Source organism: Acinetobacter sp. SH024 (assembly GCF_000163635.1).
Taxonomy (GTDB): Bacteria; Pseudomonadota; Gammaproteobacteria; order Pseudomonadales; family Moraxellaceae; genus Acinetobacter; species Acinetobacter pittii.
In genome coordinates this window covers 760,423-785,464 of sequence record NZ_GG753600.1, presented here as the reverse complement: position 1 = coordinate 785,464, position 25,042 = coordinate 760,423, and the positions used below count along the sequence as shown (strand labels likewise).

Annotated in this window: 23 protein-coding genes; 13 read left to right on the top strand and 10 right to left on the bottom strand. The window is 39.3% G+C overall.

Annotated elements, in window-relative coordinates:
* Positions 1-30 precede the first annotated feature (30 nt).
* The 9 genes from lptC (at position 31) to HMPREF0013_RS09525 (ending at position 9,219) form a co-directional block, all read left to right on the top strand.
* A complete protein-coding gene (lptC, locus tag HMPREF0013_RS09565; protein ID WP_005070181.1) occupies positions 31-579 on the top strand; it encodes an LPS export ABC transporter periplasmic protein LptC in 549 nt (182 codons plus the stop codon).
* Positions 563-1,111 carry a lipopolysaccharide transport periplasmic protein LptA gene (gene lptA / locus HMPREF0013_RS09560; RefSeq protein ID WP_002122334.1) on the top strand — a complete coding sequence of 183 codons (549 nt, stop codon included), beginning with the start codon at positions 563-565 and terminating at the stop codon, positions 1,109-1,111. The genes lptC and lptA overlap by 17 nt, the downstream gene beginning before the upstream one ends.
* Entirely contained in the window at positions 1,111-1,854 is a 744-nt protein-coding gene (gene lptB, locus HMPREF0013_RS09555) for an LPS export ABC transporter ATP-binding protein (RefSeq protein WP_002122331.1), read from the top strand. The genes lptA and lptB overlap by 1 nt, the downstream gene beginning before the upstream one ends.
* 273 nt (positions 1,855-2,127) lie before the next feature.
* Entirely contained in the window at positions 2,128-3,594 is a 1,467-nt protein-coding gene (locus HMPREF0013_RS25470; protein ID WP_005076852.1) for a TolC family protein, read from the top strand.
* On the top strand, positions 3,591-5,732 hold the full coding sequence (locus HMPREF0013_RS09545) for a type I secretion system permease/ATPase (RefSeq protein WP_005802602.1): 2,142 nt from the start codon (positions 3,591-3,593) through the stop codon (positions 5,730-5,732). The genes HMPREF0013_RS25470 and HMPREF0013_RS09545 overlap by 4 nt, the downstream gene beginning before the upstream one ends.
* Positions 5,729-6,925: an HlyD family efflux transporter periplasmic adaptor subunit gene (locus HMPREF0013_RS09540; RefSeq protein ID WP_005802601.1), complete on the top strand. Its 1,197-nt coding sequence runs from the start codon at positions 5,729-5,731 to the stop codon at positions 6,923-6,925. The genes HMPREF0013_RS09545 and HMPREF0013_RS09540 overlap by 4 nt, the downstream gene beginning before the upstream one ends.
* A 92-nt stretch (positions 6,926-7,017) precedes the next feature.
* Positions 7,018-7,617 (top strand): IMPACT family protein, encoded by a 600-nt coding sequence (locus HMPREF0013_RS09535; RefSeq protein WP_002115804.1) that lies wholly within the window; start codon positions 7,018-7,020, stop codon positions 7,615-7,617.
* On the top strand, positions 7,610-8,221 hold the full coding sequence (locus tag HMPREF0013_RS09530) for a chloramphenicol acetyltransferase CAT (protein ID WP_002115833.1): 612 nt from the start codon (positions 7,610-7,612) through the stop codon (positions 8,219-8,221). The genes HMPREF0013_RS09535 and HMPREF0013_RS09530 overlap by 8 nt, the downstream gene beginning before the upstream one ends.
* Positions 8,222-8,376: 155 nt before the next feature.
* Positions 8,377-9,219, top strand: a complete 843-nt coding sequence (locus tag HMPREF0013_RS09525) for a universal stress protein (protein WP_002115820.1) — start codon at positions 8,377-8,379, stop codon at positions 9,217-9,219.
* Positions 9,220-9,335: 116 nt separating this feature from the next.
* On the opposite strand, the gene HMPREF0013_RS09520 is transcribed toward HMPREF0013_RS09525, so the two are convergent.
* The 5 genes from HMPREF0013_RS09520 to mutS all read right to left on the bottom strand — a co-directional run bounded on the left by HMPREF0013_RS09520 (position 9,336) and on the right by mutS (position 14,894).
* Entirely contained in the window at positions 9,336-10,004 is a 669-nt protein-coding gene (locus tag HMPREF0013_RS09520; protein WP_002115787.1) for an O-methyltransferase, read from the bottom strand.
* 137 nt (positions 10,005-10,141) lie between these two features.
* A complete protein-coding gene (locus tag HMPREF0013_RS09515; RefSeq protein WP_005802595.1) occupies positions 10,142-10,864 on the bottom strand; it encodes a D-Ala-D-Ala carboxypeptidase family metallohydrolase in 723 nt (240 codons plus the stop codon).
* 131 nt (positions 10,865-10,995) lie between these two features.
* On the bottom strand, positions 10,996-11,319 hold the full coding sequence (fdxA, locus tag HMPREF0013_RS09510) for a ferredoxin FdxA (protein ID WP_002051033.1): 324 nt from the start codon (positions 11,317-11,319) through the stop codon (positions 10,996-10,998).
* A gap of 343 nt (positions 11,320-11,662) precedes the next feature.
* The gene (locus HMPREF0013_RS09505; RefSeq protein ID WP_002115824.1) at positions 11,663-12,193 is read right to left on the bottom strand and encodes a GNAT family N-acetyltransferase; all 531 of its coding nucleotides are present in this window, start codon (positions 12,191-12,193) and stop codon (positions 11,663-11,665) included.
* A gap of 61 nt (positions 12,194-12,254) precedes the next feature.
* The gene (gene mutS, locus HMPREF0013_RS09500; protein ID WP_002115830.1) at positions 12,255-14,894 is read right to left on the bottom strand and encodes a DNA mismatch repair protein MutS; all 2,640 of its coding nucleotides are present in this window, start codon (positions 14,892-14,894) and stop codon (positions 12,255-12,257) included.
* Between the two features lie 403 nt (positions 14,895-15,297).
* Here mutS and HMPREF0013_RS09495 point away from each other — a divergent pair, with 403 nt between their 5' ends.
* A complete protein-coding gene (locus tag HMPREF0013_RS09495) occupies positions 15,298-16,638 on the top strand; it encodes an aspartate aminotransferase family protein (RefSeq protein WP_002115798.1) in 1,341 nt (446 codons plus the stop codon).
* A 122-nt stretch (positions 16,639-16,760) separates the two neighbouring features.
* Here the strand turns inward: HMPREF0013_RS09495 and HMPREF0013_RS09490 are convergent, their stop codons facing one another.
* The 3 genes from HMPREF0013_RS09490 to HMPREF0013_RS09480 all read right to left on the bottom strand — a co-directional run bounded on the left by HMPREF0013_RS09490 (position 16,761) and on the right by HMPREF0013_RS09480 (position 20,504).
* Positions 16,761-17,795: an AraC family transcriptional regulator gene (locus HMPREF0013_RS09490; RefSeq protein ID WP_005802588.1), complete on the bottom strand. Its 1,035-nt coding sequence runs from the start codon at positions 17,793-17,795 to the stop codon at positions 16,761-16,763.
* A 307-nt stretch (positions 17,796-18,102) separates the two neighbouring features.
* Positions 18,103-19,428, bottom strand: coding sequence for a hypothetical protein (locus HMPREF0013_RS09485; RefSeq protein ID WP_002115822.1), 1,326 nt, complete (start codon positions 19,426-19,428; stop codon positions 18,103-18,105).
* 74 nt (positions 19,429-19,502) lie between these two features.
* A complete protein-coding gene (locus HMPREF0013_RS09480; RefSeq protein ID WP_002115818.1) occupies positions 19,503-20,504 on the bottom strand; it encodes a phosphotransferase enzyme family protein in 1,002 nt (333 codons plus the stop codon).
* A gap of 181 nt (positions 20,505-20,685) precedes the next feature.
* On the opposite strand from HMPREF0013_RS09480, the gene eat reads away from it, so the two are divergent.
* The gene (gene eat, locus HMPREF0013_RS09475; protein ID WP_005802582.1) at positions 20,686-22,101 is read left to right on the top strand and encodes an ethanolamine permease; all 1,416 of its coding nucleotides are present in this window, start codon (positions 20,686-20,688) and stop codon (positions 22,099-22,101) included.
* Positions 22,102-22,189: 88 nt separating this feature from the next.
* Here the strand turns inward: eat and HMPREF0013_RS09470 are convergent, their stop codons facing one another.
* On the bottom strand, positions 22,190-22,657 hold the full coding sequence (locus HMPREF0013_RS09470; RefSeq protein ID WP_002115807.1) for an Lrp/AsnC family transcriptional regulator: 468 nt from the start codon (positions 22,655-22,657) through the stop codon (positions 22,190-22,192).
* 118 nt (positions 22,658-22,775) lie between these two features.
* On the opposite strand from HMPREF0013_RS09470, the gene HMPREF0013_RS09465 reads away from it, so the two are divergent.
* Together HMPREF0013_RS09465 and HMPREF0013_RS09460 are read left to right on the top strand one after the other, a co-directional pair.
* Complete coding sequence (locus tag HMPREF0013_RS09465; protein WP_016802856.1) at positions 22,776-23,651, top strand: EamA family transporter; 876 nt, start codon at positions 22,776-22,778, stop codon at positions 23,649-23,651.
* A gap of 182 nt (positions 23,652-23,833) precedes the next feature.
* A complete protein-coding gene (locus HMPREF0013_RS09460) occupies positions 23,834-24,460 on the top strand; it encodes a hypothetical protein (protein WP_002115826.1) in 627 nt (208 codons plus the stop codon).
* Between the two features lie 361 nt (positions 24,461-24,821).
* Here HMPREF0013_RS09460 and HMPREF0013_RS0105170 read toward each other — a convergent pair.
* A partial coding sequence (locus HMPREF0013_RS0105170; RefSeq protein ID WP_002125744.1) for an IS3 family transposase occupies positions 24,822-25,042 on the bottom strand: 221 nt, incomplete at its 5' end.

Sequence of the window (25,042 nt, the reverse complement as noted above, 5' to 3'; positions counted from 1 at the left end):
ATTACTTAAAAAGGTAGGCTATTCCTGCTCATGGATACCAGAGTTTTATCAATTGTTGCTGTAGTGGTTGCTGCTATAAGTGGTGGTTACTACTACTATAGTGGCAAGGCAAAAAAACTAGACATTGGTTCTGCGAAGAATATGACATATTCAGCGCAGGGCGTCCATTTGACTCAAACTGATGATCAAGGCAATTTGTATATTCGTGCTGAAGTTCGTCAGCTTGAACAGGATATGCAACAAAAAACATCAAAGTTGGATCAACTTAATGCCTCGATGTATAAAGATGGCAAAGTTGATGCGACATTCTTTGCAAAACAGGCAAATGGTTATGATGATAACCGTAAAGTTATTTTATCGGGTGATGTGGTCGCAACTAAACTGGCGCCACAAGGGAAGATTGAATTCCAAACTGATGAGTTAACTGGATATCCAAAAACCAGAGAAATTGAAACAGATCACCAAGTGGTTGTTCAATCTCCGCAAGCCGAGTTTGTCAGCAAAGGGTTAAAAGCTAATTTGAATAATGGTCAGTACGAATTTTTTAATATTCGAGGAAAGTATGCACCAAAGTCTTAATTTAAAACGTTCTTCAGCTTTCCTAAAACAAGCTGCGGTAATTACATTCGTTGCTTTATCATCTGCTTCGACTTTTGCTTTACCGTCTGACCGTAATCAACAAATTTCGTTAGTGGCAGACCGTGCAACTTATAATGAGAAAACGGGTTTAACGACTTATACGGGTAATGTCGTGATTGAACAAGGTACGATGAAGCTTCAAGCCGACTCAATTGTTGCTACGCTAAACTCTAAACGTGAAATTCAAACGATTACTGCCAAGGGTAGACCGTCTAAATTCCAACAGCAAATTAGTGCTGATAAGGGCGTTGCACGAGGTGAGGGGCAAACCATTGTTTATAATGCAGATACAGGCATTATTACTTTAACTGGTGGTGCATATCTATATCAAGATGGTTCAAGCATCCGTGGTAACTCATTGAAATATAGTATGAACAAAGGCGATGTTGAAGCTCAAGGTTCATCATCAAACCGTGTTCAAATTATTATTCCGCCATCAACTTCAAAAAGTTTCCCAGGAGCGCGTGACTAATGCAACAAGCTCTTCAACCCCAAACTTTGTGTATTAAGCACTTAGCAAAAAACTATAGTAAACGTTGGGTCGTCAAAGACGTATCTTTTAGTATGCAAAGTGGACAGATTGTTGGTTTGCTTGGCCCTAACGGTGCAGGAAAAACAACAAGCTTCTATATGGTTGTTGGGCTAGTGCGTATGGACAAAGGTGAAATTCACCTTGATGATCTTGATATGTCCGATTTAGCAATGCATGAACGGGCACGTAAAGGGATCGGATATCTTCCGCAAGAAGCTTCTATTTTTAGAAAGCTGACCATTGCTGAAAATATTATGTCTATTTTAGAAACACGCAAAGACTTAAATAAGCAACAGCGCCAACAACGTCTTACTGAATTATTGAATGACTTTAAAATCAGTCATATTAAAGATTCATTGGGAATGAGTGTGTCTGGTGGTGAGCGTCGCCGTGCTGAAATTGCACGTGCATTGGCTGCTGATCCTAAGTTTATGTTACTTGATGAACCATTTGCTGGTGTCGATCCAATTTCGGTGGGTGATATTAAAGATATTATTCAGACCTTAAAAGATCGTGGTATTGGTGTGCTCATCACAGACCATAACGTACGTGAAACTTTGGCGATCTGTGAACGTGCGTATATTGTGAGCGAAGGTGCGGTAATTGCAGAAGGCACTCCACAAGAAATTCTGGATAACGAACAGGTACGTAAAGTCTACTTAGGTGACGATTTTACAGTTTAAATAAAAAAGTTAATCTATTTGGCTAAAAAGAGGTCAGTGCCTCTTTTTAGTTTTTTTATATTTATTTTTTAAAAACAATAAATTAGAATCTTTAGTTGATAAAAAAGTAATGTGTGAATTATTCCTGCATTTATGCTTCTTTATGCAAAAAAATATGTAGAATGTAAAAGCTTTTAAACGATAACAAACAAGATCAACAAGACAAGCATGATTGGATATAACCAGAGAAGAGTAAAAAGGACATGTAAAAAGCCAGCTTTCCTGAAAGGGTTGATGCTTTTAACTTCACTGCATGTACCTATGGTGATATATGCCGCTAAACCAAGTGAGCAATATCACACATTAAAAGACAACTTATCACAACTTTTTGCCCCTAAAAGTAGTGATGAATTTAAAGTCGCTAAGATGCAAGAGTTGAGTAATTTTAGGCTAGATCGTTCTAGAGTGCAGGAGTTTCCGACTGTTCAACTCAATGATAGAGCAGCTTCATCTTATTCAAATTTGCCATCAAGGAAAATGACACTGCAGGAAGCGGTGAAAATCGCGATTCAGCGTAACCCTGATATTTCCCAAGCCATTTCAACTTTAGCTGGCCAAAATGCTGGTATTGATGTTGCGAAGGCGGGTTATTATCCTCAAATTTCAGGTGGTATTACCACAGGTGACTTGAGTAGTGGTGAGCGTGGTCGGCAGTTATTGACTTTAAACGCAACTCAAATGCTTTATGATTTTGGTAAAGTCAAATCGGGTGTATCGGTTGAGAAGGCCAAACTCCAAGTCGAACAGGCGAATGTTTTGGTCAGTATTGACGATATTGCACTTGATGTGGCTCAGTCGATTATCAATATTCAGCGCTATCTCCAATTAAATAAAATTGCCGAGCAGCAAATTGCAGGTATTCAGCGAATTCAGGAAATCGCTAATTTACGTGCAAATGCTGGTATTAGTAGTCAGGCTGACCCAATCCAAGCTCAATCTTATTTACAAGCTGCGCAGTCCGGCTTGATTGCACAGCAATCTTTATTACGTCAGTACCAACAACATTTAAGGACATTGTTGGGTGGTGATGTTTCACGTACAGGTTGGATTATTTCAGATGATTTGGTGAAAGTATCTGATCTATATGGTGAACCTGAGTTTAATACCATTCCAAAAATGATCGCAGCACAAGCGGGCATTGAAGTGGCTAAAGCCCAAAAGGAACAGACCCGTTTAACACGTTATCCAACTTTGGCAGTGAAAGGCTCGGTCAGTCAGGCCATTAATGGAAAAAACCCAAACAATGATGAAGATGACGGTTTATATAGTTCCATCATGCTTGAAGCCACCAGTCAGTTTTATCAAGGTGGGGCAGTTTCTTCCCAAGTAAAAATGGCAAGTTATGCAGAAGAAGCCGCTAAATCTAAAGTGAATTCTGTGTATCTGGATGTGCTCGATCAGATCAGAACCAGCCGTGAACAAATTGAAAATAAACAACGTCAAATGCAGGTTTTAGCCAACCGCCAAGCGACGACAGTTCGTACACGCGAACTTTATCAAGAGCAGTACAAACTCGGTACCCGTTCATTGGTTGACTTATTGAATGCTGAACAAGCGATTCATAGTGCCAATTCAGAACTTGAAACTGCACGTTATGACATCTACAGCAGTATTGTTCAGTACATCGCAGCAACAGGACGTTCCCGCCAAGCTTATGACTTAAATAATATTTCAATTCAGGGGTTCGAAGTACAACCATGATGACAAAAATAAACTACCAGCCCTGGTTACAGGCGGTCTTAACGATTGCTAAACATTATAGAATTGAGCCTTCAGAAGAAAGAATTCGTTTACAACTTGACTGGAACCAAAATCAAAACCTTGATGATGTTTTGCAGTTAATGACCCGTCAGGTTGGTCTCAATTTACGTAAAGTACCTTTTTCATTAGATTTACTTAATCCATGGCGTTTACCTGTCATGGTCGAGTTTAATGACGGACAAGTTGGTGTAATTGATAAGGCCGATACTCAAGGAAATGTCAGTATTCAGTTTAGTGGAGATCACGGCCTTTCCCAAAATTTAAGCTTAGATGTCTTAAAAACAACAATTAAGAATGTCTACATCCTACGTCCTGAAACGTCTATTCCCGATGCGCGTATTGACGAATATATCAAACCATACGAAGCAAGCTGGTTCTGGTCGATTGTTTTAAGAGACTGGAAACGCTACGTTGATATTATGTTTGCCTCACTGATTGCCAACGTATTGGCACTGGCAACCATTATTTTCTCAATGCAAGTGTATGACCGTGTTGTTCCATCTCAGTCTATCCCGACTCTATGGGTGCTGGCAGGTGGTGTACTGATTGCAGCACTTTTTGAGTTTACCTTGCGTATATCACGGGTGTACTTATCCGATATTATTGGTAAACGTGCTGACTTACGGGTGTCTGATCGTGTATTTGGTCATGCCTTACGTATCAAGAATAAAGATCGTTCAAAATCTACCGGTAGTTTTATTTCCCAGATTCGCGAGCTCGAAGGTGTGCGTGAACTGGTGACTTCAACCACCATTAGTGCAATTGCCGATTTCCCATTCTTTTTCCTGTTCCTGATTATTTTTGCGATTATTGGTGGGAAACTGTTTTGGGTGATGCTGCTGGTTGTACCGCTTATGCTTTTGCCGGGTATTCTGGCACAGAAGAAGTTAGCGCAACTCGCACAAGAGGGCATGAGAGAATCTTCAATCCGTAATGCTATTCTTGTTGAAGCGGTGCAGGGCATTGAAGACATTAAGCTATTACGTGCTGAGTCTCGCTTCCAAAACCAGTGGAACCACATGAACGAAGTTTCAGCCGATATCGGGATGAGACAGCGTAAAATTGTCGGTACCTTAATGGCATGGACTCAAATGCTTCAAGGCTTAACCTATGCAATTGTGGTGTTGGTAGGATGTTTTGCCGTGATGGAAGGTGAAATGACAACAGGTGCGTTAGTGGCTTGTTCTATTTTATCTTCACGTATGTTGGCACCGATTGCACAGATTACAGGTGTTTTAGGTCGTTTACAGCAAGCAAAAGTTGCCAAACAAAGCCTTGATGAGCTCATGCAACGTCCGATCGATCAGGCAGATCGTTCGCATCTGGTACACAAAGCAGTTTTAAATGGCGATTACGAATTAAAAAATGTCTTATTCCAATATGGCGAAGAAGACCCAAAACCAAGTTTGGCAATCCGTCATTTAAAAATTCGTGCTGGTGAAAAAATTGCCATATTAGGGCGTAACGGTGCAGGTAAATCAACACTGCTCCAGCTTCTATCGGGTATGCAAGTTCCAACTCAAGGCGCAGTACATTTAGATGGTCTCGATCTTTCATTAATTGATCCATCTGATGTACGTCGTGATATGGGTTTACTTAACCAGAATGCGCATCTTTTCTACGGTACGATTCGTGAAAACCTCACTTTAGGTGCGCCGCTTGCAACGGATGAAGAGATTCTTCGTGCGCTAGTAGTGACTGGTGCATTACCTTTTGTTCAAGAGAAAAAAGAAGGGCTAGATCACCTGATTTTAGAAGGTGGTGTTGGTTTCTCTGGTGGTCAGAAACAAGCGTTGTTACTGGCTCGTCTATTGATTCGTCAACCTAACATTTTATTGTTAGACGAACCGACAGCAGCCATTGATGACGTGGCAGAGAAACAACTGATTGATCATTTAAAAGGTTGGCTGGCGCATCGTACTTTGGTCGTTGCGACCCACCGCCGCGCTGTATTAGAACTTGTAGACCGTATTATTGTCGTGAATGAAGGCAAGATCGTGATGGACGGTCCAAGAGATCAAGTACTCAATCAATCAACAGCCCAACAAAAACAAGTGAGCCAAGGAGGTAATTCATGAGCGAACCACAACAAGAACAACAACTCACCCGTTCAATGAATGTCTCTTATAGTGAGCCACCCTTACCACGTGCCAGTTTAGTGATCTGGATTGTGGGCATTGGCTTGGTTATTTTCTTTATCTGGGCGTGGGTATTTAAACTTGAAGAAGTTTCTACTGGTACAGGTAAAGTCATTCCATCATCTAAAGAACAGGTCATCCAGTCTTTAGAAGGCGGTATTCTAACTAAGCTGAATGTACAAGAAGGTGACATTGTTCAAAAGGGCGAAATTCTTGCGCAGCTCGATCCAACCCGTTTTGCATCAAATGTTGGTGAATCAAGATCTTTACTGATCTCTGCTCAAGCGACAGCAGCGCGTTTACGTGCGGAAGTAAACGGTACACCTTTGGTTTTTCCTGAAATTGTGATGAAAGAACCAAAGTTAGTACAAGAGGAAACTGCATTATATCGCTCGCGTCGTGCTGATCTTGAACAAACCCTTGCAGGTTTAAGACAGGCGTTGCAACTTGTGCAACAAGAACTGGCGATGACAGAACCGCTGGTTGCTAAAGGTGCAGCAAGTGAGGTTGAGGTTTTACGTTTACGTCGTGAAGCAAATGATTTGCAAAACAAAATGAATGATGCGCAGAACCAGTACTATGTGAAAGCGCGTGAAGAGTTATCTAAAGCGAATACGGATAGCGAAACGCAACAACAAATTGTACTGGGTCGTAGTGACAGTTTAGACCGTGCAGTGTTCAGAGCACCGGTACGTGGTGTGGTCAAAGAAATTGCGGTGACTACTCATGGTGGTGTTGTTCCACAAAACGGTAAACTGATGACGATTGTACCGATTGATGAGCAATTGCTGATTGAAGCGCGTATTTTGCCGCGCGACATTGCCTTTATTCGTCCGGGACAAGAAGCACTGGTTAAGATCACGGCCTATGACTACTCAATTTATGGTGGTTTAAAAGGTAAAGTTACGGTTATTTCACCAGACACGATTCGTGATGAAGTGAAACAGGACCAATTCTATTATCGTGTTTATATCCGCACTGATTCTGACAAGCTTTACAATAAAGAAGGTAAAGCGTTTGGTATTACACCGGGTATGGTGGCAACAGTAGATATTCGTACTGGTCAAAAAACAGTACTTGATTACTTACTTAAACCATTTAATAAAGCCAAAGAAGCGTTACGAGAAAGATAATAAAAAACGACCCGAGATTCGGGGCTTTTTTATAGGTTTGATTCTATTAAATTCACGTTATAATTTGATTTTTATTGTGCTTTATCTTATTTATGGCTTTTACGATTGCATCACAGATTACATTTGAAGAAGAAATTAAAAAAAGTAGATTTCAGGCGATTGCTGCGCCAATAGAAAATGAACAGCAGGTTAAAGAATTTTTAGAATACAACAAGGATATCTCGACCACTCACCAATGTTGGGCGTGGAAAATTGGGCATAACGTACGCTTTAACGATGATGGTGAACCGTCAGGAACAGCAGGCCGTCCAATCTTGGCGACCATTGAAGGGAATGACCTGACGAATATTATTGTAATGGTTAACCGCTGGTATGGCGGTATAAAACTGGGAACGGGTGGTCTTGTTAGAGCATACGGTGGCTGTGCTGGACAATGTTTATTATTGGCTGAACGTATTGAACTGATTGCAAAGAAGACGATTCACTTTTCTTGTCATTTTAATGAGTGGGCAATATTTCAATATGAACTGACTCAACAACAGATTGAATATCAGGAAACCTATACGGCAACAGGTGTAGATATCGAAGCGAGACTACAGATACATCAAATTGAACCGCTCGCCTTAAAACTCAGAGACGTAACACGTGGTCGTGAAGAATTAAAAATTGAAGAGGAATTAACTGATGACTGATTCCTTACTGAAATATCGTGAGCAACATAAGCACCGCTTAAACTATATGCCATGGTTATATTGGACTTTAAAACCTAAAAACCGTGCTTGGGCTGAAGAGTGGCAAAAGGAATATCAAGCTTATTTAATGGATATGGAAACAGTTGAGATTGGTGAAAATTGTTTTATTTCACCGCTAGCACATATTTTTGCTGAACCAGGCCGCAAAATTATTATTGGGGATAATAGTTTTATTGCGGCTGATTGCACATTGCATGGACCACTCGAAATCGGCAATGAAGTCGCGATTAACCATCATTGTATTTTAGATGGGGGACGAACGGGCATAAAATTGCATGACCAAGTCCGTATTGCCGCGTATTGTCATTTATATGCATTTGACCATGGGATGCAACTAGACCGTCCACTTTACCAGCAGCCAGTTACGTCCAAAGGAATCGAAATTGAGCAAGATGTTTGGTTGGGTGCGCATGTGGGGATCAAAGACGGTATAAAAATCGGTAAACATGCTGTGGTCGGGATGAATAGTATGGTGACTAAAGATGTTGAGCCGTACCATATTGTGGGCGGAAATCCAGCAAAATTTATTCGTTTAAGAGAATAATGCAGTCTTAAGAATGTAATAAAATGTTTGATCTTTAAACAAAAAAGTTGATTTTTATACATAAACCTTAACATACCAATTTTTATCTATGTTAAGTTAAAGCTAAGTTTTAATAATAATCTCCAAGGCAATAGACCTGAAGAAGAGAGGCTAACATGAACCGTGTTATTGCGTGTATTGACTCATCACCGTGTATTAATGCTATTGCAGATGCAGCAGCATGGGTTGCTAAAGCAACCGGACGGGAACTTGTATTATTACAAATTCTGGACTATTACCCAGCCAGTTATCATCTTGGTGAAATCAGTGGGGTAATCGGCTTTGAAAGCAATGCAATGCTGCTAAAAGAGTTAGCTGAGCTAGAGCAAAAACAAAGTGAACTCGCGTTAGATTATAGTAATAATTTACTTCGTCACATTTCTGATCTTATTCAAGAAAAACACGGAATTACCAGTTCAAAAATTCAAGAAAAAGGTGATTTTTTAGAACAAAGTTTTAATCTCTTACATGAAAATGACATCGTTATTTTAGGTCGAGTCGGGGAAAGAGCAGCCGAGAAACACAAACCAATCGGTAGCAATGTTGAAAACTTCATTCGTGGTGCGAACTGTACTGTTTTGACCATTGGTGAAAACTTTAAAGTGCCAACACGATTTATCTTTGCTTATGAATATTCGCCAACTTGTCAAAAAATGATGCGCCGTATTGCCCAAAGTGACTTATTGCGAACACTGCAATGTCATTTGGTGTATGTAGGTGATCATCCAGAGATATTAAATGAACCAGAACATTATCTTAAACAAGCGGGTCTAGATGTAGTCACCGTTTACCGTTATGGTGATGTTGCACAAAATATTTTAGAGTACCAACAAGAACACGGTATTCAAATCATTGTGTTAGGGGCATTTAGTCATAGCAAAATTCATCAATTCTTCTTGGGAAGTATTGCGACAACCATATTCCGAAACGCGACTGTTCCATTACTTGTAGCTAAATGATGAGATTTGCATATAGTTATCCGCAAATCTTGTGGATAACTATATGGAAAAGCAACAGTAATAAAAGTAATTAATTGATTATAAATAATAAAATAAAAAAGATGATTTTTTAACCATTATTTCACAATTGCAATTGCGAAGCCATCATGACCTTTTGAGCCAACTGTTTGTAAGGCTGTACAAGACAATATTTGCGGATGATTTTCTAAGGCTTTAAACATTTCACGGATGCCTTCAATACTCGGTTTTTTATTGTCAGGATTTAAAATATCACCTGCTCGAATTACATTATCGAGTACGATAATCGTACCTGATCTTGAGAATTTCAGACTCAATTCTAAATATTCAGGATAACCCTGTTTATCTGCATCAATGAAAATAAAATCAAAAGGCTCGATAGATTGAGGATCAATCGCAGAAAGGATATCTGCAGCACGACCAGCTCGAAGATCAACTTTTACAGGAAGATTGGCATGATCAATATTTTTCTGTGCCATTTCGGCATGAGTAGCACGGCCTTCTATTGTGAGTAAATAACCATCTTCAGGTAAGGCACGACCTAACCAGATGGTACTGTATGCAGCAAAGGTTCCGATTTCTAAAACTCGTTTGCATTTATTCATTTGAATAAGCATCTGCAAGAACATACCTTGGTTAGGAGCTACTGCAAGATGATTTGAAAAGCCGTGTTCGTCGGTATTCTTTAATGCATATTCGAGTCGCGGGTCTTCGGGAATTAAATGTGAATCGATATATTGGTCAATGTCTGTCCACATCTGCTGCATAATCAAATTTACCTATATGTTGATCGGGCTATTTTAAACGTTTATGCATAGAGTGCAAAAATCTTCGTTTTAAGAAATTTTGGTTGATTGGGAAATGAACAATAAAAAACTCCTTTCAGTTGAAAGGAGTTTTTTTATTAGAAATTACACATCGAACTGTTTCGGGTGAGGTCAGGGCCCCAAGTACGATAGCCTTGAGTATCAATATGAATTTGCCCGGAACTATATAGACCAATACCCATATTTAAGCTTTGACCATGCTGAGCCCAGAACTGACAAAGTTTAAACTTGGTATTTTCGATAAATGCATAATCTTGAGCTTGTGGGAACTCAGGACCAATACGGAAATCGATTGCCGAGTTAAATAAATGTTTAGATGAGCTTGCGCCACCTGCACATTCATTTAAAGGTAAATCTCGGTAAACCGAAGTCACTTCAAAGTCGGTAAGAACTTTTGCTGCAACTAAATATTTAAATACGCGTAGGGTAGATAAAGAATTTCCCCATAATTCGCGATTAGGTACAGCATATTCTGAGCGGCCACATTTTTGCCAATCACGTGCTGAACGTAATAATTCAAAGCTTGGCACAATACCTGCAACATTATTTCGGGTTAAGAATTTTTCGTATTCACGAACACGCTGGTAATTTTCACCAGAACTTAACCAACTTCGATAAGATGCAGGCTCAACTTTAGGGGGAATTGGGCGCTCGATAATAACGCGCTCTTGTGGAATAAAGATTCGTTTACCACTTGGAGAGGTTTTGCCTGTTGTTGTGTGTTGGGGAGAGCTGACACAACCTACCATAACCGCTGGGATTATGCATAAGGGTACTAAACTCTGCAAAAACTTCCGCATAAGAAAAATTAAGCACTTATAAATATTGCGGGTATTTTAATGCAAAACAGTGCACAAATTACGAGGAATTTGCAATGAAATGTTTGAATAGGGTATAAAAAAAGATCAGCGGTTGCTGATCTTTTTTGAAATTACTTTTCAAGATATTGTAATTTATCAGGTTTGCCGTTCCATTCTTCACGGTCAGCTGGTTGGTCGCCAATTTGAGTAATGTTAGGCCATTTTTGAGAAAGTTCAGCATTTAATTCAATAAATACTTCTTGGCCTTCAGGTAACTCATCTTCAGAGAAAATTGCATTTGCCGGGCACTCTGGTTCACATAATGCACAGTCAATACATTCATCCGGATTAATCACTAGGAAATTCGGACCTTCGTAAAAACAGTCTACAGGACAAACTTCTACGCAATCTTGGTATTTACATTTAATACAATTTTCAGTGACAACAAAGGTCATGGCGACAGCTACCTAAAAAATATGGTTTCATTTCGAATAGCTTATTTTAGGCAAAAAAGGGGTAAACAAACAATTGCTTTTATTGATATTCTTTATTCATGCATATGAAGATAAGTTAATACGTTGATAATCAAACATATCTTGTAAACTTAGCAGAGCATAGTCTATAAAATTAAAATAATAATATATTTTATAAAACAATAACTTAAAAAATATTTTATTTAATTATTTAGATGTCATTTAAGTCAAGGCATCTATTTTAATAAATACCTTAACTTTTCATTTTTTGTTTTACAAATTTTGATTTACGGCTTTTTTCCTGAAAAAACTTAAATTTTTAGAGCTAAAGCTTACATAGTAAATGGATATCTTCAGGTTCGAGCTGCCAAAGTTGTTGATCTGGAGCACTTAGAGGTTCTGCACCATGCTTTATATAGAAGTCTACAGTGCGCCGAGTTGGAGTTGCTGAAATATACAGTTGTTTTGCACCGAGTTGCTTGGCGGACTCTTTTGCGGCTTGCATTAGCTTAGCACCAATGCCTTGACCTTGCTGGTCTGCATCGACATAGAAATAATGGAGTAATTTAGCGTGAGGATAGTCTGTTATGACTTGATTTGAGACTACACTCACACCAACGAGTTTTTCAGAGGCGTTAAATGCACCGACAAATATTGAACCTTGTTCAAAGAGCTGTTTGAGTTTAGGTGGGTCATTTTCTAGATGGTATGAGTCCCAATTTTGTACATCAAAAAAACAATCAACCAATTCTAACTGTTGCTGTTTTTGTATGTAGTTTTGAGTAATTAATTCACGGCGGCTAATCTGCTGCCAAATAAGATCAATTTCTGAACTTTGCAAAGATCTTAAGATCATATAAATATTATTCTCCAATATGAATAAGCAGACCTAAGCCTGCTTATTCGAACGTGCTTTATTAAGATTTGAGCGCAGCTTTCAGCTCGTAGAGTTGTTCAAGCGCCTGACGAGGCGATAAGTTATCGACTTCAATTTGCTTAAGTAAATCTAGAGCAGGGGATGAAACTTCGATCTCGACAACTTTCTCTATGATTTGTGAACCAGAGTTTGCATCTGGTGGAGCAAACAAATCATTTTGAAAGCTGGTTTGTAGATGTTGCTGCTGCTGTTTTTCTAAAATGCGCAAACGTTTCTGCGCTTCTTTAATAACATTGGCAGGAATACCTGCTAATTTTGCGACCTGTAAACCATGACTTTGACTTGCAGGGCCTTGCTGAACTTTATGCAATAAAATCAGATTGCCATTCAGTTCTTGCGCCGTGACATGATAGTTATCTATTCCTGCTTCACTACCAAGTTCGGTCAACTCAAAATAATGAGTCGCGAATAAACATAAACATTTTACGCGCTTGGTTAAATCGACCACACATGCCCATGCTAAAGATAAACCGTCATAGGTACTGGTTCCGCGGCCAACTTCATCCATTAACACCAACGACTGGTTGGTAGCATGATGCAGAATTTGCGAAGTTTCTGTCATCTCGACCATAAAGGTAGATTTACCTGTAGATAAATCATCGGCTGAACCAATACGGGTAAAAATTCGGTCAATTGGGCCAAGTTTGACCGCTTTAGCCGGAACATAGCTACCACAATAAGCAAGTAAACTGATTAATGCCGTTTGACGCATGAAAGTTGATTTACCGCCCATGTTTGGACCGGTAATAATTGCCATGCGGTGCTGAGCATCAAGGAAAGTATCATTTGGGGTAAATGGTGCTTTATTTAATGCTTCAACGACAGGATGGCGACCTGCCTGAATTTTAATGCCCGTTTCCGGAGTAAATTCAGGGCGCGCCCAATTGTTTAAACGTGCTTGATGAGCAAAGTTTGCAATGACATCAATTTGAGCAATTGCTGAACTCATCATTTGTAGGTGAGCGATATTTTCGCGAAGGTTTTCAAGCAAAGCTTCGAATAATGCTTTTTCACGAGAGAGTGCACGCGACTCACTCGACAGGACCTTATCTTCAAAACTCTTTAGCTCAGGGGTAATGTAGCGTTCAGCATTCTTTAAAGTTTGACGACGGATATAGTCGGCTGGCGCTTGTTCTGCTTGAGCGCGAGTGAGTTCGATGTAATAACCACTTACACGGTTATAACCAATTTTAAGGGTATTAATGCCAGTACGTTCACGCTCTTTAATTTCTAAATCAATGAGGAATTGACCTGCATGATCGCGAATTTGACGTAATTCATCAAGCTCTGCATCATATCCTTCTGCAATTACATTGCCATCACGAAGTAATACTGGTGGGTTTTCAACAATAGCTGCCATCAAATGTTGATGAAGCGCTTTGAAGTCTCCAAGCTCTTCATCTAATTGAACTAATAACTTAGATTTCTTCGCTTGAATGACTGGAGTTAACGCCGTTCTTAAAGCTGGAATTTGTGCACATGCATGACGAAGTTGCACCAAATCACGTGGTCGCGCACTGCCTAGAGCAACGCGGCTAAGCACACGTTCAATATCACCAATTTCTTTAAGCACTAAACGAACTGGGTTTTCGTGATATCCCTGAATGAGTTGCTCAATCGCATCTAAACGAGCATCAAGCAATGCAGTATCGCGCACAGGTTGCATGAGTGTGCGGCTTAATAGACGGCCACCCATTGCAGTTTGGCAATCATTTACCAGTTGAAATAATGATGTTCCGTGTTCAAATAATGGCTCGATAATTTCTAAGTTGCGGCGCGTAATTGGGTCGAGCGCAATAAAGTCGGTACTTTGTTCAAGTTGGATTGAGCGAATATGGGGTAATGCAGTTTTTTGGGTTTCTTTTGCATAATGAATAAGTGCAGCGGCAGCAGCTTTGGCTAAAGGTAATGGGTCTAAACCAAAACCTGAAAGTGTTGATACTGTAAACTGATCACATAAGGTTTTTTGTGCATTATTTAGGTTGAAGTCTACATTTGGACGTTTAGTAACAGGGCAATCTAAATGCTTTTTAATTTGTTCGATAATATTGGTATCGACCAAGTCTTCATCAATCAAGATCTCACTTGGCATTAAACGCGCAAGTTCAATAGGCAATTGCTCTGGCTTGTAATCTTGTTGTTGAACTTTAAAAATGCCTGCACTCAAGTCAAGTAAAGCAAAACCAATCTGGTTTTGATGAATGCACAATGAAACGAGATTAGATGATTGATAACTGCTGAGTAATGCGTCATCAGTTAATGTACCTGGGGTCAGAATACGAACAACTTTACGTTCAACAGGGCCTTTACCTGTTACTTCTCCAACTTGCTCGCAAATGGCTACCGTGCGCCCAGCTTTAACAAGTCGCGCCAAATAACCTTCGGCTGAATGATAGGGAACACCCGCCATTGGAATAGGTCGGCCACTGGCTTTGCCGCGATGGGTTAATGTGATGCCTAAAAGTTTGGCTGCTAAATGAGCATCTTCAAAGAAGAGTTCATAAAAGTCACCCATACGGTAGAACAGCAACGCATGTTGATAGTCCGTTTTAACTTTGAGATATTGCTGCATCATAGGTGTGTGAGAAGATAAGTCAGCCATGATTTCAGCGCTATTCATGCGTATTAAACCCTTAAAAAATCAGTAATATTTTACGTTTGGTCATCTAACCAATTTCAAGTCTTTTAAAAATGAATGTCATTCAAGAAAAGAACACAACTGGATGAACTTTGAAAATTGGCATCCATAGTATAAAGCGAATTGGAGTCACTCCAGATGTGTAATGGTAACAAATTTGAGTTATTGAAAAAAAGAGTAGTGAAACCCTGAAGCATAAGACCAATAAGTTGACTTCAAATTGTGGCTTAAGTGGTCTGAGGTCAAGTTTTTTTCAAGATACTTAAGCAATATGGTTTGCGTAACTTCAAACAAATACTGAAATATGTCGAATCAGAGTATGAATTGCCTACGTCAGTCATTGTCTCGCGCAAAAGTATGCTGAATATAAATAGAGGAGTCATTCATGGGTACGCGTTCAACCATTATGGATACCAATAGCTTTCGTCCAGAACATGCTGCTGAGCTGGATCATGCTACCCGAAAACTGACAGATAAAAGAAATAAAATTTTAGGTGAATCCTATCGCTTGTTTTATCGTAATCCCGTGCATCTGGTGAAAGGTCAGGGGCAATATTTATGGGATGCAGCAGGTCATAAATATCTAGATGTTTACAACAATGTTGCCAGTATTGGTCATTGTCATCCTGCGGTCATTGAAGCGGTAAATGAGCAAATGAAAATGCTCAATACCCATACCCGTTATTTACATGAAAATATTTTGGATTATACCGAAGAACTTTTACAAACCACTCCAGATGAAATTGACCGTGCCATGTATATGTGTACAGGTTCGGAAGCCAATGATTTAGCGATTCGTATTGCCCGTGAATATAGTGGCGGTACAGGAATTATTGTTTCTCAAGAAGCCTATCATGGGACCAGTAGTTTAACCTCAGGATGCTCTCCAGCACTGGGAACTGAACAACCTTTAGATGCTACAACTCGTCTAGTTCCAGCACCTGATTATTATCGGATACAAACTGATGATTTAGGTGAATGGTTCGCACAGCAGATCCAACAACAAATTGATGATATGAATGCAAAAGGCATCAAGTTTGCAGGTTTTTTAGCGGACTCAATATTTTCTTCTGACGGTGTCATGCCTAATCCTGTTGGCTTTTTACAAAAAGCGGTTGATGTTGTGCATGCCAATGGCGGTATCTTTATTGCCGATGAAGTACAACCAGGTTTCGCGCGCACTGGCGATTCTTTCTGGGGCTTTGGTCGCCACAATGTTGTGCCTGATATCATTACCACAGGTAAGCCAATGGGTAACGGAGTTCCAGTGTCAGGGCTTTTAGCCAAGAGTGAAGTCCTTGCTGCTTTTAGCGATAAAATTCCATATTTTAATACCTTTGGTGGTAATCCTGTTTCTATGGCAGCGGCACAGGCTGTACTTAAAGTGATTCAGGAAGAAGAATTGCAAACCCATAGCAAATATGTGGGAGGGCTACTTCTAAAAGAACTCACTAAACTTATGGATAAACATGAAGTGGTTGGCGATGTCCGTGGTGCTGGTTTATTTATAGGATTTGAACTGGTTAAAGATAGAGTTACAAAAGAGCCGAATAAAGCATTGGCTTTGAACCTTATTGAAGAGCTCAGAAACACTCATCGAGTTTTAACCTCAGTTGCAGGTCCTTATGGCAATGTATTGAAACTGCGCCCACCTTTGGCCTTCCAAACAAAAGATATCGATTGGTTAGTCGGTGCTTTAGATCAAGCCTTAATAAAATTAAAGTAAGACCTTCTATAAAAAATACCCTTCAAGTTGGATGTTAAATCTAATTTGAAGGGTATTTTCTTGTCTAATTTGCTCAGCTATTAAAATGAAGGCCTTTATTCAAGGCCTGTATTTGCAATGATTTAGTGTCTTAATTGACGTGGTGTAACACCAAACCAGCGCTTAAATGCACGAGATAGAGCACTTACTTCTGAATAACCTAGCAGGAATGCCATTTCTGAAATTGGAATATTTTTCTGCTTAATATAATGTTCGGCCAATTCACAACGAACCTGATCGACTAAATGGGTAAAGGTCAGTCCTTCATTTTTTAAACGGCGGGTAAGGGTGCAACTCGTTAAACCAATATCGTGAGCGATTTTTTCAAGATTTGGTTCACCTTCACTGAGTTCAAGTTGGATGTGAGAGCGAACCTGATCAGCAAGACATTGACTTGGTGAAGCGCGATTGAGTAGGTGCAACGTATCTAGAATCACTGTTAATAAAATAGAATCGCGTCCCGGCATAGTATGCTGGACGTCTTTTTTTGAAATGATGATGGAGTTAAATGGTTGATCAAAATAAACAGGCGCGTTAAATAATTTGCTATGTTCTTGCCAGAATTCAGGTCGAGTATGCTCAAAGTGAATGGCGCGTGGTGAATAATGAGGGCCCATCACTTCACGGATCACATTCATAAACATGCCCATGGTCAGTTCAGCATCTTGGCGACGAGTTAAAATCGCGCCGTGTTGGACTTGATAATCTATGCGCCAGCTATCTCCTAAATCGACCATTCGATTGAGGGTATCTTTCTGATGCAAATAAAAGTTATTGGTCATGTTCATGAGTGCAGACTCTAATGTGTTTGAGCAAAGACCGATGTAACCAATAAGCCCTAATGATTTCGGTTGAAACTGTTGACCATAATGCAGACCAAAATTATCACAACCTGAAACCAATGCCGCCTGTTCTAACACCTTGCAATAATTGGGTAGTTGTAAGCTCAACGTTGGGCTGATTAAAAGTTCAGGATTAATACCACTAATACCTAAAACGCGATCAACATCTGCACCTTTTTGACGAATAAACTCGCTTAATCCAGAGGCGGCTGCAGACAATACACCTTGATTACACATATTTGAATCGACAAGATGAGCTGGGTTGAGATGTAACATGTCAAGTCTCATGATATTTATTCCTAACTATTCTTATATTAAGCAAAAGCCATACCAGTTTTTGCTTACGTCCATGATTTTTTGTGGTTAAAACTATTTATAAAATAATGGTTTATGTGTTGCTGTTTTAAGTTTCAGATTTGACTCTTTAAGAAGACATCAATCATTGTATTTAAGGTTGGGTAGCGAACTAAAAGAAGGCAGAAAATGCATTAGAGATAGGCAAAAGGGCAGAACTAAAACAAGAAATTAAGCAGCTTCTCATGCATACAACATGTATTGTAGGCATGAGAAAATAAGTGAAATACTAATTTTTTGTAGTTTTTGCCGTTTGTGCACCATAACTTAAACTAGCCATTGAAGGTCTAAATTGACCTGTATTGGCATCGCGACCTTGTAGTAAAAACTTAGGATTAGCGTGACCATAGCTCTGTACAGCCTGCTGAGAAAACTTTCCAATATCAGAACTTGGGCTGCGCAATCGGTTGATAATCAGAACCTTCTGAGTCGCCGTAAAATCTTGCATCATATTTTGATCGCCTTCACTGTCACCTGCGATAAAAATTGGCCCATAACCATATTTAGAGACTAAAAAACGCTGGATGGTTGCGGTTTTGCCTTTACCTTGAGTTTGCGCATAGCCATGACGAAACTCGGGTAAAATTCGATTTTGTGCATCTCGTTCTAACTCCATGGCGTAGGCATTTTTTTCATTAATGTTATAGCCAATCTCTGGATTAGAAATAACTTCCTTAATCACATCAATAAAAGATGCCGAACAGACATAGACATCAATGCCATTATCCTGAAAGGCCTTAAATAGATTTTGCATTTCACGGTATGGTCTTAAACCATTTTCCCAAGTGATTTTCACAACACCTGCTTGGCCCGAAAGCGCTGCTGGGGACGTCCATGTCACGGGTCCAATCGGTTGCTGAATTTGCCAAGCCACCGTTGCTTTTACCAAATTACGGACTTGTTGTTCGGTAAGCCCAGTAAATAAATAAGTGACCCACGGATATGCAACTTCATGATCAAACGTGTCTCCAATTGCCGCATATAGATATCTCATTTTAGTAATGAAATCGAGATAATGCGGATCTTGTTTAATTTGATCCAGAGTTTGCTTGCCTTTTAGACCGCTATAGTGGTGATAAAGCCATGTGTAGCTAGCAATAATATCTGGGGCAATTTTATCAATATTGACGGCTTGGCCTTGCTGGTTATTGTAGGTCGCTTCAAAATTTTGTGAGCTAATCCCTTTACGAATAATCTGATTAAGCTGCTCAGGCGTGACATTAAATGCTAAGTGTTCAAGCTGATAAATTAACGTTGCTTCTTCGATGTCTAAAAATACCGAGGTATTGTCAAAGTCAGTGACAATATACGGGCGTTTGTCAGGATTGTAGTTTGGGCTATCTTTTCCATAGCTAGCAATTAATTGGTTAAGTTGGTCAAAGTTAAAAGTGTCCCATTGACCTTTTTGTATATATTCCTTTTTGGGAATAGCGACTGCGGGAGATGTGTTTTGTAGAGGGCTGTAGTTACATGCGCTTAGAGCAATCATACTTGCCAGACTACTGGTGAGTAATAGTGCTTTGGCAACTTTGCTCAGTTGATGGGTAGCTTGCATAACCCCTTCCTTTAAATTCTATAAAATTTAAAAACTAAAAATTGAAAATGAAGAAAAGCGATCTAAATCACTTTTCAAAGTCCTACAGGCATTTGACCGTTTAGATATTTTTTACAAAGACGCACAGTTTCATTGGACCATTGGTCTCCAAGACTTTGAGCCATTTCTGTTTGTGCGTGAGAACCATTCCAAGCCATCATTTGAATGCGGCGTTGCATTATAAAAGTTGGGATCATTTCATATTCTTCAGACTGAATATGACCTACGCGCTCGTAGCCTTTTAACCAGTAATCAACCCAATGAGGTGCATTTGCATAATGTTCATTGAAGCTAATCGCAGCGGCGAGATCATGCATAAACCAGCTCATGCCGCAGTCATCAAAATCGATCACACCGATACGTTCTTGTTGTAGTAATAAATTGGTTAAACGCAAATCGGCATGAATTAGGCCATAGCGTTCTTGGGTTTTACCAAAGAAATTTAAATCTTTCGAAATTTGTGCAATGGCTTCTTCAATCACGCCGTGATCTTGAGGTCTTAAATGAGGTGCATTTTTCCAGTTTCCCCAGTGTCCATCCGCACCGATCATGGTTTCATGATTCCACACAATACGTTGAAAGTTTTCAGGCGCTTGCCATGTCTTACTATGTACATGTAGCTTTGCGGTAATTTGTCCTAGTTGCTCAAATGCAGTGGGGTCAACTTCAACAGTTGGCATATCGCCCTCCACCCAGTTGAAAAGTACCGCATAACGATAAATATCATTCGATAGTTTTAAAGTGATGACGCGCTCACCAGATTGATCTGCAATCGCAACAGGAACTTGAATACCACTCGCATTTAAGGCATCTAACCATTCAAGCTCACTTTGTATATCGAGTTTGCTGTGGTAGTTGGGGCGGTGAATTCGAAGTGCATATCGGGCAGATCCAGTCGAAATCTGAAAGGTTGCATTTTCAGACTGACATAGCAGTTTGACCTGTCCTTGATAGTCTGATGGATATTGCTTAATTGCTTGTTCTGCCAGTATTTGTAATTGAACTTGGCTTAAAAATTCATTTTGTTCTACAGACATAACCCAACTCCTCAATTTAATTTTTAAACACGTTCTGTGTTGAGATGCCGTCGATCTTATAAAAGAAAAAATGAATCAACTTGACTTCAAGTGGTCGGGGAGATGTTTTGCTGTCAAGTTTTATGAATATCTTTTGCGCAACTATTGGTGGTGTAAATTTGGTCGATAAGGCAATACGACAATGAAAGAGTCTGAATTAAGCGTAGATGTAGGTGCTCTACAACAGGACGCAGAGTATTTTGCAAAACGTCAGTTGAAAAAGGGGGCAGTAGGTTGGTTACTTTTAGTGGGGCTAGGCGTCTCTTACGTCATTTCGGGTGACTTTGCGGGTTGGAATTTTGGACTGGCACAAGGTGGCTGGGGAGGACTCTTTATTGCAACAGTCATCGTCGCGTTTATGTATCTCTGCATGAGCTTTGTAATGTCTGAGATGTCAACAATGTTGCCCACTGCTGGCGGTGGTTATAGTTTTGCCCGCGTTGCATTTGGTCCGTTTGGAGGATACCTCACAGGTACTGCGATTTTAATTGAATATGCAATTGCACCTGCTGCCATTGCCGTATTTATTGGTTCATATTGCGAATCACTCTTTGGAGTTGGCGGCTGGGCCGTTTATTTAATTTGCTATTTAGTTTTTATGGGCATTCATCTTAAAGGTGCAGGTGAAGCGCTTAAAATCATGTTTGGAATTACCGCCGTTGCTTGTATTGCACTCGTGGTATTTATTGTCGCGATGCTTCCACATTTTGACAGCGCACGTTTATTTGATATTCCAGTCAGTTCTCATGCAGGTGCGAGTAACTTTTTACCGTTTGGCTATATGGGAATATGGGCAGCAGTACCTTATGCCATCTGGTTTTTTCTTGCGGTTGAAGGGGTACCACTGGCAGCCGAAGAAGCAAAAGATCCAGTACGTTCGTTACCACGCGGTTTGATTGGTTCAATGTTGATATTGGCATCGTTTGCACTTTTAATTTTATTTTTGGGTGCAGGCGCAGCGGGTTCAAATGCATTAAAAAATTCGGGAGCACCTTTAGTTGATGCACTCATTGCGGTGTATGGTCAGCACACATGGTTAGCGAGCTTTGTTAACTTTGTGGGTCTTGCTGGACTTGTCGCAAGTTTCTTCTCAATTATTTATGCCTATTCACGCCAGATTTTTGCATTGTCACGTGCGGGATATTTGCCAAAAAACTTATCGCTTACCAATGAAAATAAAGCGCCATATTGGGCCATTATCATTCCGGGTATTATTGGCTTCTTACTTTCTTTAACAGGTGAGGGTGACTTACTCATTTTAATGGCAGTATTTGGCGCAACCATTTCTTATGTGTTGATGATGCTTTCACATATCAAATTGCGTTTATCTCGTCCTGAATTACCACGCCCTTATAAAACGCCTGGTGGAATGTGGACGTCTTGTATCGCTTTGATTCTTGCCGCCGTTGCTCTAGTGGCAGGTTTAATGGTGAACCCAAAAGTTTGGTTATTGGCCGCACTGATTTATGTCGGATTTATACTCTATTACTTGTTATACAGCCGTCACCATTTAGTGAAAGGCACGCCTGAACAAGAGTTCGCCATGATTGATGACTGAGTTTGATTGCGATAAAAATAAAGAGGCTTCGGCCTCTTTTTAAGTTTTATAAAACGACTAAAAAGTTTAGAAGCCAAAATTGAGAAGTTTAAATATTTAACTCAAAGTTTACTTTTACACGGTCTAAAACAATTAAGGTTCGATATGTTTTTACATCTTCATTATCAGCAAAATGTTTTCTAACTAAACTTTCAAAATGAGATAAGTTATTGCTCAGCATGATAATGATAAAAGAGACGCCTCCATTCACAAAGTAACACTGTTGAATTTCTTCAACAGAAGCAAAGTATTGCTTCGCTCTGTCCATCACTACAGAGCGGTCTTCGCTAAGGCGGACTTCAATAATAGACGTAATTTTTTCACCAAATTTAAGCGGATTTAAAATAGCGCAATTTTTTAAAATTATTTCCTTTTCTTCCATACGAGATATACGTCTTTGCACGGAAGCGGACGATAGACCAATTTTTTCAGAAATTTCTCGGTGCGAAGTCTTATTGTCTTTTTGCAGTATTCTTAAGATTGCGTAGTCAAAATTATCTAAAGAAATATCTGACATGAGTAAATCTCTCATTAAGCTTTAAATATAGAGTTATTTAATCGTTTTATTGAGGGAAATAGAAGAAATATATTGATTATATAGAATTAAAATTTCAATCATTCCCAGAGCGGTAAATATGATGATTGAGACAAACTCCAAGCAAGGCATGGCATTTGCAGCCGCATTTCTATCTTTAGTTTCTGTGCAAATAGGTGCATCAATAGGAAAAGCCCTTTTTCCAGTTCTGAGTGCAGAAGGAGTGACCTTAACTCGACTTGCTTTAGCAGCATGTTTCTTGTGGATTGTTTATAAACCTTGGAGAGACTGGAACAGACAGACCAATTGGAAAAATCTCATTATTTATGGGGCCATCCTCACTTTAATGAATACTTTAATTTATAAAGCATTTTCTTATATGTCTGTTGGGATCGCGATTTCCATTGAAGTGTTGGGACCGCTTACGGTTGCTATTTTAATGTCTAAAAATAAATTAGATTATTTTTGGGGAGCATTATCTCTTATTGGTTTGCTTCTTTTACCTATGGGTAATTCAAATCATAACTTTAGCTTTATCGGTATGACGTATGCTTTAGTAGCGGCAGTGGGTTGGGGTCTATATATTATTTACGGCTCTAAAGTTGCAAAAGGTGGTGGAAGTTCTGTTGCGACAGGAATGTTCTTAGCAGCTTTGTTTGCAACGCCTTTAGGGGCATCTCACATTGTCCATATTTTTGATAGTTATACTATTCTTTTGATATGTTTACTCATGGCGATGCTAGCAAGTGCGATTCCCTTCATATTAGATATGATTGCCATGAAAAAATTGCATCCACGCGTTTTTGGAATTTTATTGAGTGCATCACCCGCGGTGAGTGCTTTGGCTGGATGGCTGATTTTAGATGAACGATTAAACAGTTTTCAGATCCTAGGTATAATAATTATTATGGCATCGTGTGCGGGATGTTCTTATTTTTCTTATAAACGTAATACTGCAAAGCCTGTTCTTCTATGATGGCTTATATCTAAAGCTGGATGAGTCGTTTTGAAGGGGGATAAATAATAAATAGAGCCCCCTTAGAAAGGCAGTTTGTGTACAAAAGAATATAAAAACAGCAAGTAATACTTACTCAAGTATCATTTTAATCTGATTGATATTTATACAATATAGTTAATGGATCACAAGGATATGAACTCATGAAATTTCTAAAATTTTTAACTTTTAGCTCGATTCTTACCTTATCCGCACATAGTTATGCGACAGTCGGTGGTGGACAAAAAATTGAAGTATTGGGCTATCAGCAAAAAGAGAAGAAACTTTATGTATTACGACATTACGAAGATGGTCGAGGGCGTCTACCACAACTCTATTATTATCTATTAAATAGTAAATCGCCTGATAAACTGATTGAAGTTAAATCTCTCTATATCAATCCAAAAACACATAAGATTGATTATGATCAAGATAGTAGAGCATTTGATAAAGCTCTAAATAAAATTAAAAAGAATTTAACCCCATTAGTCGTAAGTAATAGTAAGACCGTAAAAATTCAAACATTAAAAACTCATCAGAATCAAGTATCGTCTTGGTTTGATCCTTCAGGGAAGATCACGCAATATAAAACAGAATATGTTGTAAAATCGCCGTCTTTACAAAGTAAGACCCATGTTGCGGTTCATTACACCAAAGCAATAAAAATTTCCCAAAATTATAGCGTGCCTAAACACAATAAGAGGTTGGTTGTCGTTAAATATCTGGGGGTTCCAGAAGAAACTGGTTACGATATTGAAGACCCTGTTTTACTACTTCCTGTGAAAAAATAAGTTTAAGAGCAAATTATTTACTTGGTTCAAAGCGGCAATATACACAACATCTGTGTATATTCAGCTCAAAACTTATCACCACTCGACTGCTTTAATTTATAGCTCTTTATAAACCCTAATTTAACAATAACTTCCTCATTATTTAGCCTTCCTTTTTTAATGATCTATTTTAAAGCAAATGTCATTTTGTGTGCTTGACTGCAAAAGGGTTGGACACTATCCTTTGCCTGCTGGCCTACATCGCCAGTCGGTTTTGACGGACCGTATCATAGAAGCATTAAAGGTTTTATATCTTTAGTGTCTAGCCCCTCGTGCCCCCTCTACGGTGGAATGATCTGACCCCATAAAGTTGGACAGTTAGTTAAGCAGTTTTTAAAAACTGGTTTCTATATTGTACAGGGGATAAACCTTGTAGCTTCACCTTGATTCTCTCATGATTATAATAATGAATGTACTCTCGTATAGTTTTCTCTAACTCATCAGTTGATTGAAATTTTTCACCATGAAAGCACTCCGATTTTAATATTCCAAAGAAGCTTTCTATTACAGCATTATCTAAGCAATTTCCTTTACGAGACATAC